The organism is Streptomyces sp. NPDC017529 (assembly GCF_044329785.1).
Classification (GTDB): domain Bacteria; phylum Actinomycetota; class Actinomycetes; order Streptomycetales; family Streptomycetaceae; genus Streptomyces.
Genome location: NZ_JBIRJY010000004.1, coordinates 331,726 through 345,993, shown reverse-complemented (window position 1 = coordinate 345,993; position 14,268 = coordinate 331,726). Strand labels below are relative to the sequence as shown.

The following is a 14,268-nucleotide window of genomic DNA, read 5'->3' as shown; positions in this document are numbered from 1 at the left end:
CCGTCACCCGACCACCGCCCCTTCAGGACGCGCTTCGCGCGGCCGTAGTGCCCTCCCGTCACCCGACCACCGCCCCTTCAGGACGCGCTTCGCGCGGCCGTAGTATTTCGGTATGGCTACCGACACGCCCCAAGGCGCAGCGCCCGGCGAGGACGCGGTCCACGCCGCGCTCGCCACGGTGAACGACCCCGAGATCCACCGCCCCATCACCGAACTGGGCATGGTCAAATCGGTGCAGATCGCGGCGGACGGCACGGTCGCGGTGGCCGTCTACCTGACGGTCGCCGGCTGCCCGATGCGCGAGACGATCACGTCGAACGTGCGCGAGGCCGTGAGCCGCGTCGAAGGCGTCACCGGCGTCTCCGTCGAGCTGGACGTGATGAGCGACGAGCAGCGCAAGGAGCTGGCCTCCTCGCTGCGCGGCGGCACCGCCGAGCGCGAGGTGCCGTTCGCCAAGCCGGGCTCGCTGACCCGGGTGTACGCGGTCGCCTCCGGCAAGGGCGGCGTCGGCAAGTCCTCGGTGACGGTCAACCTGGCCGCGGCGATGGCGGCGGACGGCCTGAAGGTCGGCGTGGTGGACGCCGACATCTACGGCCACTCGGTGCCCCGGATGCTGGGCGCCGACGGCCGTCCCACCCAGGTCGAGAACATGATCATGCCGCCGTCGGCCCACGGCGTGAAGGTGATCTCCATCGGCATGTTCACCCCGGGCAACGCCCCGGTAGTCTGGCGCGGCCCGATGCTGCACCGCGCGCTCCAGCAGTTCCTGGCGGACGTGTACTGGGGCGACCTGGACGTGCTGCTGCTCGACCTGCCCCCGGGCACCGGCGACATCGCCATCTCGGTGGCGCAGCTTGTCCCGAACGCCGAGATCCTGGTCGTCACGACGCCGCAGCAGGCCGCCGCCGAGGTCGCCGAGCGGGCCGGCTCCATCGCCGTACAGACGCACCAGAAGATCGTCGGCGTGGTGGAGAACATGTCCGGGCTGCCCTGCCCGCACTGCGACGAGATGGTCGACGTGTTCGGCTCCGGCGGCGGCGAGCGGGTCGCCGAGGGCCTGACGAAGACGACCGGCACACAGGTGCCGGTGCTGGGCGCCATCCCGATCGACGTACGGCTGCGCGAGGGCGGCGACGAGGGCAAGCCGGTGGTGCTGACCGACCCGGAGTCCCCGGCCGGCGCGGCGATCCGTGCCATCGCGGGCAAGCTGGGCGGCCGGCAGCGCGGCCTGTCGGGCATGTCGCTGGGCATCACGCCGCGCAACAAGTTCTGAGGCGGCCCGGCGAGCGGCCGGGACATGCGGAGGGGCGGGCCCGTCGGGCTCGCCCCTTCGTCGTCGTACGGCCCGTGCGGTGGCCCCGGGTGTGCTCCCCGGTACGCGGCCGCCGGACCGGCTCAGTCCGCGGCCACGCCGTCCGTCCGCGCGCCGTCGGCGTCCCCCGACCGCGCGCCGCCCTCGTAGGTGGCGATGTCCTTGACCACCGCGAAGCCCAGGCCGTACGCGCTCATGCCGCGCCCGTACGCGCCGATGTGCACGCTCCCGGGGCCGTCACCGGCCGAACCGGCCAGCACCCAGCCGTACTCCGACTCCCGGTAGCGGAACGGCGTCGGTACGCCGTCCACGGGCAGCGTCAGTGCGCTCCAGCCCTCGCCCCCGAGGTCGTCCGCCAGCTCCCAGGCGAGCATCGTCTGCTGGTCCAGCCAGTCCTGGCGGAGCGTGCGGTCCATCTGCGTCGGCCAGGTGCGCGAGAGCAGGCCGGAACCGGCCAGCCAGGCCGCCGTGGCGGTCGAGGTGGCCTCCAGGACCCCCGTACCGTCGGCGCTGCGCCGCACCGGGCGGCTGGCGACGGTGACCACGACCGCGAAGCGCTCCGCGTCCGGCGCGGTCTCCACCTTTATGGTCGGCTCCTCGCCGTGGCCGGTCGCACCGTGCTCGACCGTGCCGTCCGCGGCCGCGCCGACCTGCATCAGCCAGCGGGGTCCTGTGAACGCGTCGTCGAGTCCGTACCACGGGAAAGCGGCCGACAGGTAGCCGTCGACCTTCCGTCCGGCGTCGGCGGTAACCGCCTGCACTCCTGCCCGACTCGTCGTCTCCATCTGCGCGGAGCCTCCTAGTTGCCCTGCGTCGTGGGCGGCCCGCCCCCCTCAGGCGACCTCACCCCGGACACGGGGAGCATAGTCAACCCGGTCAACACCAGCGGGCATAAGGCTTGCATAAGACGGTTCAGGTGGCATCGGGATCGAACGGCGGGCGCTCGCCCCCGGACGGCTTCGCGCCCTTGCGGAACATGTCGGGCGCGGTGGAACCGGAGTCGCCCGCGGCGGGCGACTCCTTGCTGAAGCTCACCCGGGACGCGGACCCCCGGTCGGCGGAGGCGGCGCTGTCGGTGCCGTGCACCGCGTCCGTGACCTCGGCCATCTCCTTCTTCAGGTCGAAGCCGTTACGGATCTCCTGAAGGCCGTACTGGTCGTTCTCCAGCACGTGCTTGCGCACGAAGTTCTTGGGCTTGAGGTCCTCGAACTCGAAGTCCTTGAACTCGGGGCCCAGCTCGCTGCGGATGTCCTCCTTGGCACTGTCCGAGAACGCGCGCACCTTGCGCACGAATCCCATGACATCCGAGATCACCTTGGGCAACTTGTCCGGCCCGAAGATCAGCACCGCAAGGATCACGAGCGCGATCAGCTCTAGGGGTCCTATGTCGAAGAACACCTTGCAGCTCCTTGGGTAATCCGCGGCCTACCGGGACCTAGGGGGGTCTAGAGGGGTCTAAGGGGACGTGTCGGGCCTATGGGCCAGGCCGCCTATCACGGTACCTGGCCCGGGGTGGCCGCCGGGAGTCGCCCGCCCCAACACCGTTCAAACGATCACCCCTGGCTGGCGGCGCCGAGCGTCAGCTGCGCGGTCCGTTCCCTGCCGTCCCGCCGCAGGGTCAGCGTGAGCCGGTCCCCCGGCCGGTGGCTGCGGACCTTGACGATCAGCTCCTCGCCGCTGTGCACGGGCTGCCCGTCGACCTTGGTGATCACGTCGCGCGGCTCGATGCCCGCCTTGGCGCCCGGCCCGCCGGGGGTGACGGGGGCGCCGCCGTCCTTGCTCTTGGCGCTGACCCGGGCGCCGTCGCCCGCGTACTCCATCTCCAGCGTGACGCCGATCACCGGGTGCATGACCTTGCCCTTGTTGATCAGCTCCTCGGCCACCCACTTGCCCTGGTTGATCGGGATGGCGAAGCCCAGGCCTATGCTGCCGCCCTGGCTGCCGCCCTCCAGGCCGTCGCCGCCGCTGCCGGCCGCGCGGATGGCGCTGTTGATGCCGATCACCCGCGCCCGGGAGTCGACGAGCGGGCCGCCGGAGTTGCCCGGGTTGATCGGGGCGTCGGTCTGCAGGGCGTCCACGTACGAGACGTCGCTGCCGTCGCCCTTCTTGCCGCCCGCCGTGATGGGGCGCTGCTTGGCGCTGATGATGCCGGCCGTGACGGTGTTGGCGAGGTCGTACGGGGCGCCGATCGCCACGACCGGGTCGCCGACCCGTACGGAGTCGGAGTCGCCGAGCGCCAGCGGGCGCAGCCCGGAGACGCCCTCGACCTTGACGACGGCCAGGTCGTACCCGCCGTCCCGGCCGATGACCTTGGCCTTGGCCGTCTCGCCGCCGCTGAAGGAGACCGATATCTCGCCGCCGGTGCCGGCCGGCTCGACGACGTGGTTGTTGGTCAGGATGTGGCCCTGCTTGTCCAGGACGAAGCCGGTACCGGTGCCCTGCTCGCTGTTGCCGCGCACGTGCAGGGTGACCACGCTGGGCAGGGCCGCCTGCGCGATGCCCGCGACGCTGTCCGGCTTGCGGCCGCCCCGGTCGCCGCCGGACTGCGGCAGCTCGATGGCGCCGAGACCGCCGTTGCGCTCGATGTACGCGCCGACGCCGCCGCCCACGCCGCCGGCCAGCAGCGCCAGCGCGACCGCGCCGGCCGCCAGCCTCCCGCGGCCGCCGCGCCGGGGCTTCGGCGGGGGCGGGGGCGGCGTGCCGAGCGGCATCGGCGTGCCGGGCTGCGGCGCCTGCCAGGGGTCGTACTGCTGCCAGTGGCCGTCGGCCGGGTGGGCGGCCGCCGCGCCCGGCTGCGGCTCGGCGCCGGCCGGTGCCTGCTGCGGCTGGGCCGGGAAGGGCGCGCCGTGCGCCTCTGGGGGCAGCGGGGCGCCGGACGCGTCGTGCGGCACGGCGGGCAGCGGCGGGCCGTCCACGGCGGCGGGCAGGGCGGTGTCCTGGCCGGCCGGCGGGGCCTCGCGCGGGGCGGGCGGCTCGGGCTGCGGCATCGGTGTACGGGCCGGGCCGCCGTGGGGCTGCGGCGGCACCTGGCCCGCGGGGGCCTGCGGCGGGACGGCCGGGTACGGCTGGTGCGGCGGGACGCCGGTGCCCCGCGGCGGGGTCGCCATCGGGCGCTGCACCGGCGGCGCGGGGGCCCAGGGGCCGGGATCGCCGTACGGGGGTGTGCCGTACGGGTCCTGCGGATGCAGCGGCTGCTGCCGGGGCGGCGCGGGCGGTGGGGCGGGAACCCGGGGCTCGGCGGCCGGAGGCGCGCCGGAACCCGCGGCGGGCGCGGCACCGGACGCGTCACCGTGCTCCGCGGGAGCCGGCGCCCCGCTGCCCTCCTCGGCGGGCAGCGCCGTGAACTCGCGTGTCGCCGCGTCCCGTTCGGCGGCGGGCGCCGGGAGGCCGGGCGCGGCGGTGGGCTCCGCCTCCGCCGGCTCCGCGGGCTGCCGGTCCGGCCGGCTCCACCCGTTCCGCTTCGGCCCGGCCGTGCCCTCGTCCATGTTCTCCCCACCGATTCGCCCGCTGTGTCAGGCGGGCACCGCCACCTCGCCAACGGCGCGGCCCCGCAAGGGGACGCCGCCCAAGAGGCGATTCAACCAGGTCCGCGCGGCCTCGCGCAGGGCCCGGTCAGCGCTGGGCGGGGCGGTGTGCCGTCAGGCCCTCCCGGGAGGCGGGCGCGGGCGGCGCGGCGGACCCGGCCGGATAGCGCCCGGCCTCGGCGGACGGCGGGTACGGGCCCACGACGCGGGCGCCGGTCAGCAGTGCCGCCGCGGGGTGGTACGGCATGGCCTGACCCGTCTGGAGGGTCAGCGCCGGCAGCCCGGACCGGCCGTCGGACGGGAAGGCGACCAGGGACAGCGGCGGGGAGGGGCGCACGGCGGGCGCCGAGGCGCCCAGCGCGCTCGGGGCGGGGCCCGGGGACACGCCCGCGCCCGGCGCCGGACGCGCCCAGGGGGCGCCCGGGGCGGTCGTCGCGAGCAGCGCCTCGCCGCGGGTCAGGGCCGGCCGGCCGAGGGGCCCGGGGGTGGTGCCGAGCGGCGTCGTCTGGCTGCCGGTGCCGTCGGCGCGGCCGCCCGGTGTGTCGACCGCGGCCTCCAGCGGCAGCGCGCCGCCGAGCGCGAACGCCGCCAGCGAGACCGCGCCGGCCGCCGCGAAGGCGAAGCGCCTGCGCGGCGGCGCGGGCCGCTCGCTCTCGTGGATGCGGAAGCCGCGCTGCCGCGGCTGCCGCGGCACCCCGCCGATGGCATGGCTCCCGGACGGGACGTAACGGAACGAACCACCGCGCGCCTCGAACTCGCCGCCCCCGGCGAAGTCACCGCCGAACGCGCCCCGGCCGAACCCGCCGCCGACCGGCCGACTTCCCGAGCCGTCGGCATCACCGCCCGGCAGCCCCTGGAGGCGTGCCAGCAGCCCTTCCGAGGGGCCGGGCGGCGCCGTCTCCGCGAAGACGTTCTTCAGCTGCCGCTGGTCGTCCGCCTCCGCCTTGCACTTTCCACACGTAGCGAGATGCGCGAGCACCCGCTCGCGCGCGTCATGCCCCAACTCCCCGTCGACCAGAGCCGCGAGGCGGTCGCCGAGATGATGCTCGGCGGGGGACGGACCGCCTGTACCGCTCACGCGATTCCGACCTCCCCGGTAGCGACCGCGGCGAGGGTCCGCTGCTCGCGCTCGCGCTCCTCCGCCCGCGCCGCCGGGGAGCGGTGCTTGAGCGCCTTGCGCAGGTGGGAGCGGCCGCGGTGGATGCGGCTGCGGACCGTGCCCAGCTTCACGCCGAGCGTGGCGGCGATCTCCTCGTACGACAGCCCCTCGATGTCGCAGAGCACCACGGCGGCGCGGAACTCGGGCGCGAGGGTGTCCAGCGCCTGCTGGACGTCGGCGTCGAAGTGGGTGTCGTTGAAATGCTGCTGGGGGGAGGGCTCACGGCTGGGGAGCCGCTCGGCCGCGTCGTCGCCGAGCGCGTCGAAGCGGATGCGCTGGCGGCGGCGGACCATGTCCAGGAAGAGGTTGGTCGTGATGCGGTGCAGCCAGCCCTCGAAGGTGCCGGGGGTGTACGTCGACAGCGAGCGGAAGACGCGGACGAACACCTCCTGCGTCAGGTCCTCGGCGTCGTGCTGGTTGCCCGTGAGGCGGTAGGCGAGGCGGTAGACACGCGCGCTGTGCGTGCTGACGATCTCCTCCCAGCTGGGCGGGGTCCACGCCTGCGCGTCCGCTTCGGCGGCAAACGTCGCGGTCGCGGTGGTGTCGGAGGCCCCTCCCCTACCCTTAAGGCCGTGGGAACGGGAACGGTCAGCAGTGTCTGTCACGGATTTCGGCTCGACGACCGACCGCCTGAAGCGCCTGCGCGCCCATCGGTCACCCGCCGCAGCCGCACCTCCCCTGGTGGCTCTGGTGGTGTCCAGTAGAGCCCCTACCATATCCACCTCGCCCGTTAGCTCCGGATAAGCAGATTTGACCTGCTTTTGGCCTGGCTTCGCGTCATCCCACGCGTCTCGCTGGGTCTTCACCGATGCATCCCCCCTGCCTTGCCTCAACGCCCGGTCCCATCTGCGGGTTCCCGCACGCAGCGGATACAGTCACGGTTGCGTCAACTACGGGGACAGGAGAGGGCCATTACCGGCAACCGGCAGACGAACTTGGCATTCGCCGAGGCGTACGGCGCCGGGACCATCGACGACAAGGCCGACGCCGCCCTGCACTGGTCCCGGGACCGGGCGCGGGAAGCGGGCATCCGCGCGGTCTCCACGGGCACCGGGACCGCGCTGCGCATGCTCGCCGCGACGGCGGACGCCAAGGCGGTCGCCGAGATAGGCACCGGCACGGGAGTGTCGGGCATCTACCTCCTGCACGGCATGCGGCCGGACGGCGTCCTGACGACGGTCGACCTGGAACCCGAGCGGCAGCAGTTCGCGAAGCAGGCGTTCCGCGAAGCGGGCTTCGCGGGCAACCGCGCGCGCTTCATCCCGGGGCGCGCCCTGGACGTCCTGCCCCGGCTCGCCGACGGCGGCTACGACCTCGTCTTCTGCGACGGCGACCGCATGGAGTGCCTGGACTATCTCGCTGAATCGTTGCGGCTGCTGCGCCCCGGTGGCCTGGTCTGTTTCGAGGGCGTCTTCGCCGACGGCCGCACCGTCGACTCCGCGGCGCAGCCCGCCGAGGTGCTGCGGCTGCGGGAGCTGCTGCGCACGCTCCGCGAGACCGACGCGCTCGTCTCGTCCCTGCTGCCGGTGGGCGACGGCCTGCTGTGCGCCGTCAAGCGCGGCTGACGAGGGCCGCGCGCGCACCGGGGGGACCCGCGTACCGCGCGGGCCCGAGAACGAATGCGGCCCCGGTGGGCGCCGCGCGACATGCACGCGGCGCCCACCGGGGCCCAGGTATTCGGCTGGGGGTCCAGGGGTCATCACTCCCGGGAAACCGCAGCATCAGGGCGGCTGCCCTGTCAGACGGTGACCTTCTCCAGGGCCTCGCCCAGGGCCTTGGCCTCGTCGGGAGTCAGCTCGACGACGAGTCGACCGCCGCCTTCGAGCGGAACGCGCATGACGATGCCCCGCCCCTCCTTGGTCACCTCGAGCGGGCCGTCGCCCGTCCGCGGCTTCATGGCCGCCATGCTCGTTCCCCTTCCTGAAACCAGCTCACGCAGCCGACAACCCAGGTGTCACCGGCATCGAACACATTGCTTCCAGGTCATTATCCCGCATCGCACGACCCGATGACCAACATCGGGGAGCATCCCTTCGGCAACGCGCTCTCGCAAAACCACCCAATTCGGGGAGTGGGCTGCGATACTTCGCCATCCACCGGCGTCCGGCCGGCACCGGATGTTTGACGTACGTCACATGACGGGCGCCGATGATCTCCGGCATCCTGAGCGCTGACTGCCCACTCCCGGGCAGGGCGAGCCGCGACGGAGGGGACCCTCACCATGGCCGACACCGTGCTCTACGACGTGACCGACGGCGTCGGGACGATCACGATCAACCGCCCCGACGCCATGAACGCGATGAACACGGAGACCAAGGCCGCCCTGCGGGACACGCTGCGGGAGGCGGCGGCCGATCCGGCCGTACGGGCCGTCCTGCTGACCGCCACCGGGCGCGCCTTCTGCGTGGGCCAGGACCTCAAGGAGCACATCGGCCTGCTGGCCGAGGACCGCGAGCGGGGCTCCGGGCAGACCATGAGCACGGTGCGGGAGCACTACAACCCCATCGTCACGGCGCTCGCCGGGATGCCCAAGCCGGTGGTGGCGGGGGTCAACGGGGTCGCGGCGGGCGCCGGCGCCGGCTTCGCGCTGGCCGCCGACTACCGGGTCGTCGCCGACACCGCCTCCTTCAACACGTCCTTCGCCGGCGTCGCGCTCACCGCCGACTCCGGGATCTCCTGGACCCTGCCCCGTCTCGTCGGCCACGGCCGCGCCGCCGACCTGCTGCTCTTCCCGCGCAGCATCGGCGCCCAGGAGGCGTACGACCTGGGCATCGCCAACAAGGTCGTCCCGGCGGCGGAGCTGGCGGCCGAGGCGGCCGCGGTGGCCCGCACGCTGGCCGAAGGGCCGACCGCCGCCTACGCCGCGATCAAGGAATCCCTCGCCTACGGGGCCGGGCACTCGCTCGCCGGGACGCTCGCCAAGGAGGAGGAACTCCAGACCCGGGCGGGTGCCTCCGAGGACCACCACATCGCGGTCGAGGCGTTCGTGAAGAAGGAGAAGCCGAAGTTCCTGGGCCGCTAGGACGCGGGCGTGCGAGGCGGCCGGGGCGCGGAGCGGCCAGGCGCGGGGCCGCCGGGCTCCGCGCTTCAGTGCTTCGCCGCCGCCTCCACCTCGTCCCGCACGTGGCAGTCCGCCAGATGGTCGTTCACCAGGCCGCACGCCTGCATCGTGGCGTACGCCGTCGTGGGGCCGACGAAGCGGAAGCCGCGCTTCTTGAGGTCCTTGGCCAGGGCCGTGGACTCCGGGGTGACGGGCGCCACGTCGGACAGGGTGCGCGGCGCCCGCCGCCCGCCGCGCTCGGGCGCGTACGACCAGATCAGCCGGTCCAGCTCGCCCGGGGACAGCTCGGCCGCGACCCGGGCGTTGTTGATCACGGCGCTGATCTTGGCGCGGTTGCGGATGATGCGGGCATCGGCGAGCAGCCGCTCGGCGTCCGCGTCCGTGAAGCGGGCGACCGCCTCGATCCGGAAGCCGGCGAACGCGGCACGGAAACCCTCGCGGCGGCGCAGGATCGTGATCCAGGACAGCCCGGACTGGAACGCCTCCAGGCACATCCGCTCGAAGAGGGCGTCGTCGCCGTGGACCGGCAGGCCCCATTCCGTGTCGTGGTACGTGCGGTAGTCGGCCATTTTCTCCGACTCCATGCCCCACGGGCAGCGCGGCACCCCGTCCGGAGCCGTGACCACTCCTGTCATGAGGTCGCCTGCCCTTCCGCCTCGCCGCCGGTCACCGGCCGCTCCTTCTTCGTCGGGTCCGCCGGCGGCCCGTCACCTGCGGGGGCTACGGACGGCCCTTCCCCCGGCGGCCCCTCGGGGCGCTCCGCCCGGCCCTCGTCCCCGCCCGCGCCGTCGTCCACCAGCCCGGCCCCGCCCATCGCCGCGGCGTGCGCGCCCGCGAGGGCCGCCTCCAGCTCGGCGATGCGCGCGTCCCGCTCGGCCAGCTCGGCGCCGAGGCGGTCCAGCACGTCGTCGACGTCGTTCATCCGGTAGCCGCGCACGCACACCGGCAGGCGCACCGCCTCCACGTCGGCGCGGGAGACGGGCCGGTCGGCGGGGAGCGGGTCGTGCAGCCGGTCCGGCTCGGCCTCCGCCAGCCCGCCGTCGCCCCCGCCGCCGACCACGGCGAGGGTGACCGCGGCGACCACCACGACCATCGCGATCAGCAAGAACCAGAACACGACCATCTCCCCGAGCTATGCGTCTGCACTGATCGTGCCATGCGGGTGTGACAGTTAGGGTCGCTGGCGGACCACGGAGAGGGAGAAGGAATGCTGCGGCTGGGGAATCGAGAGTTCGCCGAGCACGAGCCGGTGATCATGGCCATCGTGAACAGGACCCCGGACTCCTTCTACGACCAGGGGGCCACCTTCACCGACGAGCCCGCGCTGGCCCGGGTGGAGCAGGCGATCGCGGAGGGCGCCGCGATCATCGACATCGGCGGGGTCAAGGCGGGCCCCGGCGAGGAGGTGAGCGCCGAGGAGGAGGCCCGGCGCACGGTCGGCTTCGTGGCCGAGGTGCGCAAGCGGTACCCGGACGTGGTGATCAGCGTGGACACCTGGCGGCACGACGTCGGCGAGGCGGTCTGCGAGGCCGGCGCCGACCTGCTCAACGACGCGTGGGGCGGCGTGGACCCGAAGCTGGCCGAGGTCGCGGCCCGTTACGGCGCGGGCCTGGTGTGCACCCACGCGGGCGGCGTCGAGCCGCGTACCCGGCCGCACCGGGTGGCGTACGAGGACGTGATGGCGGACATCCTGCGGGTGACGCTGGGCCTGGCCGAGCGCGCGGTGGAGCTGGGCGTCCGGCGCGACGCGATCATGATCGACCCGGGCCACGACTTCGGAAAGAACACCCGGCACAGCCTGGAGGCGACGCGCCGGCTCGGCGAGATGACCGGCACGGGGTGGCCGGTGCTGGTCTCGCTGTCCAACAAGGACTTCGTCGGCGAGACGCTGGACAAGCCGGTCAAGGAGCGGCTGCTCGGCACGCTGGCGACGACCGCGGTGTCGGCGTGGCTGGGCTCGCAGGTCTACCGCGTCCACGAGGTCGCCGAGACCCGGCAGGTCCTGGACATGGTGGCCTCCATCGCGGGCCACCGGCCCCCGGCGGTCGCCCGCCGGGGACTCGCCTAGGCTTTCCTACTTCCCGGTCTCCTTGGAGACCAGCGCGACCGCTTCGTCCACGTCGTCGGTGACGTGGAAGAGCAGCAGGTCGTGCTCCGACGCCTTGCCCTGCGCGACCACCGTGTCGCGCAGCCAGTCGACCAGGCCGCCCCAGTACTCCGTACCGAAGAGCACGATCGGGAAGCGGGTCACCTTCCGCGTCTGGACGAGGGTCAGCGCCTCGAACAGCTCGTCGAGGGTGCCCATGCCGCCGGGCAGCACGACGAACCCCTGCGCGTACTTCACGAACATCGTTTTGCGGACGAAGAAGTAGCGGAAGTTGACGCCGATGTCGACGTGCGGGTTCATGCCCTGTTCGAAGGGCAGCTCGATGCCCAGGCCGACGGAGACGCCCTTGGCGTCCCTGGCGCCGCGGTTGGCGGCCTCCATCACGCCGGGCCCGCCGCCGGTGATCACCGCGAAGCCGGCCTCGACCAGGGCCTGGCCCAGCGCGACGCCCGTCTCGTACTCGGGGGAGCCGACGGGGGTGCGGGCCGAGCCGAAGACGCTGATGGCGCTCGGCAGTTCGGCCAGGGCGCCGAAGCCCTCCACGAACTCCGACTGGATGCGCATGACCCGCCAGGGGTCGGTGTGCACCCATTCGGTGTCGCCCTCGGCGGTGTCCAGCAGCCGCTGGTCCGTGGTGCCCTTCTGTACCTGTCCGCGCCGGCGCACCACGGGCCCCAGCCGCTGTTCCTCCCACGCCCGCTCTTCCTCGGGGCTGGCCATATCGTGCTCCCTCCGCTGCCGGTCAGTGTCCGGCAAGGGTAGATCGGCGCAGGTGGCGGGCAGGCCGATTCCGGCTGCCGGGAGACAACCGCGGCAGGTGCGTCCGGCGGTTACGCCGTGAGCCAGGCCCGCAGGCGCTCCTCGCAGTGCCGGATGCGGTCGACGGCGACCCTTTCGTCCTTCTTGTGGGCCAGCAGCGCGTCTCCGGGCCCGTAGTTGACGGCGGGCACGCCCAGCGCGCTGAAGCGCGAGACGTCGGTCCAGCCGAACTTGGGCTTGGCGGTGCCGCCGACCGCCTCCATGAAGGCGACGGCCGCGGGGTGCGACAGGCCCGGCAGGGCGCCCGGCGAGTGGTCGTCGACGACGAGTTCGGCGACGCCGCAGTCCGCGAAGACCTCGCGGACGTGGTCGAGCGCCTGCTCGGGGGTGCGGTCGGGCGCGTAACGGAAGTTGACGGCGACCGTGCAGGCGTCGGGGATGACGTTGCCCGCCACGCCGCCCTCGATCCGTACCGCGTTCAGGCCCTCGCGGTATTCGAGCCCGTCGATGACGGGGCGCCGCGGCTCGTAGGCGGCCAGGCGCGCGAGGATCGGCGCCGCCGCGTGGATGGCGTTGCTGCCCATCCAGCTGCGCGCCGAGTGGGCCCGCTCGCCCTCGGTGCGCAGCAGCACCCGCAGCGTGCCCTGGCAGCCGCCCTCGACCTGGGTGTCGGAGGGCTCCAGCAGGACGGCGAAGTCGCCCGCCAGCCAGTCCGGGTGGTGCTCGGCCAGCCGTCCGAGGCCGTTGAACTCGGTGGCGATCTCCTCCGCGTCGTAGAAGACGAAGGTCAGGTCGCGGTTGGGCGCGGGGACGGTGGCGGCGATGCGCAGCTGTACCGCGACGCCGGACTTCATGTCGGTGGTGCCGCAGCCCCACAGGACGCCGTCCTCGTCGAGCCGCGAGGGCACGTTGTCGGCGATCGGCACGGTGTCCAGGTGGCCGGCCAGTACGACCCGCTCGGCGTGGCCCTGGTCCGTGCGCGCGACCACGCAGTTGCCGTCGCGCTCCACCGTCAGGTGCGGGAGCGCGCGCAGCGCGTGTTCGACGGCGTCCGCGAGGACCTTCTCGTCCTGGCTGACGGAGGGGATGTCGACGAGCTGAGCGGTGAGCTCGGCCGCGTCGCGGGACAGGTCCAGTGCGGGGGTCTGCGTAGCGGGCTCCATGGATCCGACCCTACCGGCGGCCCTCCAGTACCGTTGGCTGCGTGTCCTCCCAGCCCACCGCCCCCGCTCGCCGCAAGCGTCTCGTGCGTATCGGCGCGGCCTTCGCCGTGCTCGCCGGGCTGGGCGTGTACCTCCTCGTGCAGTACGTCACCGGCGGCCCGGGTGCGCCGCGCTGTTCGGTACGGACCTCGGACGGCGGCGTGCCGTACGAGATCTCGCCGGAACAGGCCGCGAACGCCGCGACCATCTCGGCCGTCGGCTCCTCGCGCGGGCTGCCGGAGCGGGCGGTGACGATCGCGCTGGCGACCGCCATGCAGGAGTCGGGGCTGCGCAACATCGGCTTCGGCGACCGCGATTCGGTCGGCCTCTTCCAGCAGCGGCCTTCCCAGGACTGGGGCACCGTGCAGCAGATCATGGACCCGGTCTACTCGGCCGGGGAGTTCTACACCCACCTGGTCAAGGTGCCGGGCTACTCGCGGCTGCCGCTGACGGTGGCGGCGCAGAAGGTGCAGCGCAGCGGCTACCCGCAGGCGTACGCCAAGCACGAGCCGAACGCGGCGCTGCTGACCGGCGCCCTCACCGGGCGCGACGGGGCCGCGATGACGTGCTCGGTGAACCGCCCGGCGGACGAGAAGCACCCGGGCGGCACGAAGCAGGTGCGCGAGAAGCTGGTGCGCGAGTTCGGCCCAGACGTGCTGCCGCACACGGACGGCGCCGCTCCGGACGGCGGCAAGGACCAGGACGGCGGACGGGTGCTGACGGTGCCCGCGCGGCCGTCCGCTCCCGGCGGCGAGGCCGGGGACGAGGGTGCGGCGGCGGGCGCCGGGCAGGCCGGCGGTACGGCCGCGCGCGGGACGGGTGCGGCGGCGGAGCGCCGCGGCTGGGAGCTGGCGACCTGGGCGATGGCCCACTCCGGCGCATTGGGCATCGAGCAGATTTCCTATGCCGGGAAGATGTGGTCGGCGGCCGATTCCGGGAAGGGCTGGCAGCGGGCGACCGGTGCGGCCGCGCGGGCGTCCGCCGCGGACGTCCGGATCGTCACCGCGCCGTGAATCCGCTCGCGGCGCCGTCGCCCGGGTGCCGCGGACGCCTTCGTACGGCCGCCACGCCGTCACTCGTACGGCCGCGGCGGCGTCACCCCGGACGTCACCGAGCAGCCGTCCGGCGGGTCCCTCGGGCGAGT

15 protein-coding genes are annotated in these 14,268 nt (G+C 73.8%); 5 read left to right on the top strand and 10 right to left on the bottom strand.

The features are described 5' to 3' along the window. Positions 1 to 112: 112 nt before the first annotated feature. Complete coding sequence (locus tag ACH4K4_RS12255) at positions 113 to 1,273, top strand: Mrp/NBP35 family ATP-binding protein (RefSeq protein WP_398166772.1); 1,161 nt, start codon at positions 113 to 115, stop codon at positions 1,271 to 1,273. Positions 1,274 to 1,395: 122 nt separating this feature from the next. On the opposite strand, the gene ACH4K4_RS12250 is transcribed toward ACH4K4_RS12255, so the two are convergent. The 5 genes from ACH4K4_RS12250 to sigE form a co-directional block, all read right to left on the bottom strand. Continuing rightward, positions 1,396 to 2,097, bottom strand: coding sequence for a hypothetical protein (locus ACH4K4_RS12250; protein WP_398166771.1), 702 nt, complete (start codon positions 2,095 to 2,097; stop codon positions 1,396 to 1,398). A 127-nt stretch (positions 2,098 to 2,224) separates the two neighbouring features. Continuing rightward, the gene (locus ACH4K4_RS12245) at positions 2,225 to 2,710 is read right to left on the bottom strand and encodes a sec-independent translocase (RefSeq protein ID WP_398166770.1); all 486 of its coding nucleotides are present in this window, start codon (positions 2,708 to 2,710) and stop codon (positions 2,225 to 2,227) included. Positions 2,711 to 2,865: 155 nt separating this feature from the next. Then, entirely contained in the window at positions 2,866 to 4,797 is a 1,932-nt protein-coding gene (locus tag ACH4K4_RS12240; RefSeq protein ID WP_398166769.1) for a trypsin-like peptidase domain-containing protein, read from the bottom strand. A 127-nt stretch (positions 4,798 to 4,924) separates the two neighbouring features. Further along, entirely contained in the window at positions 4,925 to 5,914 is a 990-nt protein-coding gene (locus ACH4K4_RS12235) for a zf-HC2 domain-containing protein (protein ID WP_398166768.1), read from the bottom strand. Beyond that, positions 5,911 to 6,711: an RNA polymerase sigma factor SigE gene (sigE, locus tag ACH4K4_RS12230; protein ID WP_398167183.1), complete on the bottom strand. Its 801-nt coding sequence runs from the start codon at positions 6,709 to 6,711 to the stop codon at positions 5,911 to 5,913. Before sigE ends, ACH4K4_RS12235 begins: the two co-directional genes overlap by 4 nt. 165 nt (positions 6,712 to 6,876) lie before the next feature. On the opposite strand from sigE, the gene ACH4K4_RS12225 reads away from it, so the two are divergent. Next, entirely contained in the window at positions 6,877 to 7,560 is a 684-nt protein-coding gene (locus tag ACH4K4_RS12225; RefSeq protein WP_360127807.1) for an O-methyltransferase, read from the top strand. 173 nt (positions 7,561 to 7,733) lie between these two features. Here the strand turns inward: ACH4K4_RS12225 and ACH4K4_RS12220 are convergent, their stop codons facing one another. Beyond that, positions 7,734 to 7,901, bottom strand: coding sequence for a DUF3117 domain-containing protein (locus tag ACH4K4_RS12220; protein WP_003985072.1), 168 nt, complete (start codon positions 7,899 to 7,901; stop codon positions 7,734 to 7,736). A gap of 315 nt (positions 7,902 to 8,216) precedes the next feature. On the opposite strand from ACH4K4_RS12220, the gene ACH4K4_RS12215 reads away from it, so the two are divergent. Next, on the top strand, positions 8,217 to 9,017 hold the full coding sequence (locus tag ACH4K4_RS12215; RefSeq protein ID WP_398166767.1) for an enoyl-CoA hydratase/isomerase family protein: 801 nt from the start codon (positions 8,217 to 8,219) through the stop codon (positions 9,015 to 9,017). A 65-nt stretch (positions 9,018 to 9,082) separates the two neighbouring features. Here the strand turns inward: ACH4K4_RS12215 and ACH4K4_RS12210 are convergent, their stop codons facing one another. After that, entirely contained in the window at positions 9,083 to 9,691 is a 609-nt protein-coding gene (locus ACH4K4_RS12210) for a DNA-3-methyladenine glycosylase I (RefSeq protein ID WP_398166765.1), read from the bottom strand. Then, a complete protein-coding gene (locus tag ACH4K4_RS12205; protein ID WP_398166764.1) occupies positions 9,688 to 10,173 on the bottom strand; it encodes a DivIVA domain-containing protein in 486 nt (161 codons plus the stop codon). The genes ACH4K4_RS12210 and ACH4K4_RS12205 overlap by 4 nt, the downstream gene beginning before the upstream one ends. Before the next feature lie 90 nt (positions 10,174 to 10,263). On the opposite strand from ACH4K4_RS12205, the gene folP reads away from it, so the two are divergent. Beyond that, complete coding sequence (gene folP / locus ACH4K4_RS12200) at positions 10,264 to 11,124, top strand: dihydropteroate synthase (RefSeq protein WP_398166763.1); 861 nt, start codon at positions 10,264 to 10,266, stop codon at positions 11,122 to 11,124. Positions 11,125 to 11,130: 6 nt separating this feature from the next. Here the strand turns inward: folP and ACH4K4_RS12195 are convergent, their stop codons facing one another. Together ACH4K4_RS12195 and dapE are read right to left on the bottom strand one after the other, a co-directional pair. Continuing rightward, on the bottom strand, positions 11,131 to 11,883 hold the full coding sequence (locus ACH4K4_RS12195) for a TIGR00730 family Rossman fold protein (protein WP_360127791.1): 753 nt from the start codon (positions 11,881 to 11,883) through the stop codon (positions 11,131 to 11,133). Positions 11,884 to 11,993: 110 nt separating this feature from the next. Then, the gene (dapE, locus tag ACH4K4_RS12190; protein ID WP_398166762.1) at positions 11,994 to 13,085 is read right to left on the bottom strand and encodes a succinyl-diaminopimelate desuccinylase; all 1,092 of its coding nucleotides are present in this window, start codon (positions 13,083 to 13,085) and stop codon (positions 11,994 to 11,996) included. A gap of 41 nt (positions 13,086 to 13,126) precedes the next feature. On the opposite strand from dapE, the gene ACH4K4_RS12185 reads away from it, so the two are divergent. Next, complete coding sequence (locus ACH4K4_RS12185; RefSeq protein ID WP_398166761.1) at positions 13,127 to 14,137, top strand: heavy metal transporter; 1,011 nt, start codon at positions 13,127 to 13,129, stop codon at positions 14,135 to 14,137. Positions 14,138 to 14,268 lie beyond the last annotated feature (131 nt).

Coding starts and splice junctions, on each gene's coding strand:
- ACH4K4_RS12255 (WP_398166772.1), top strand. CDS start 113: ATGGCTACCGACACGCCCCAAGGCGCAGCGCCCGGCGAGGACGCGGTC.
- ACH4K4_RS12250 (WP_398166771.1), bottom strand. CDS start 2,097: ATGGAGACGACGAGTCGGGCAGGAGTGCAGGCGGTTACCGCCGACGCC.
- ACH4K4_RS12240 (WP_398166769.1), bottom strand. CDS start 4,797: ATGGACGAGGGCACGGCCGGGCCGAAGCGGAACGGGTGGAGCCGGCCG.
- sigE (WP_398167183.1), bottom strand. CDS start 6,711: ATGGTAGGGGCTCTACTGGACACCACCAGAGCCACCAGGGGAGGTGCG.
- ACH4K4_RS12220 (WP_003985072.1), bottom strand. CDS start 7,901: ATGGCGGCCATGAAGCCGCGGACGGGCGACGGCCCGCTCGAGGTGACC.
- ACH4K4_RS12215 (WP_398166767.1), top strand. CDS start 8,217: ATGGCCGACACCGTGCTCTACGACGTGACCGACGGCGTCGGGACGATC.
- ACH4K4_RS12210 (WP_398166765.1), bottom strand. CDS start 9,691: ATGACAGGAGTGGTCACGGCTCCGGACGGGGTGCCGCGCTGCCCGTGG.
- folP (WP_398166763.1), top strand. CDS start 10,264: ATGCTGCGGCTGGGGAATCGAGAGTTCGCCGAGCACGAGCCGGTGATC.
- ACH4K4_RS12195 (WP_360127791.1), bottom strand. CDS start 11,883: ATGGCCAGCCCCGAGGAAGAGCGGGCGTGGGAGGAACAGCGGCTGGGG.
- dapE (WP_398166762.1), bottom strand. CDS start 13,085: ATGGAGCCCGCTACGCAGACCCCCGCACTGGACCTGTCCCGCGACGCG.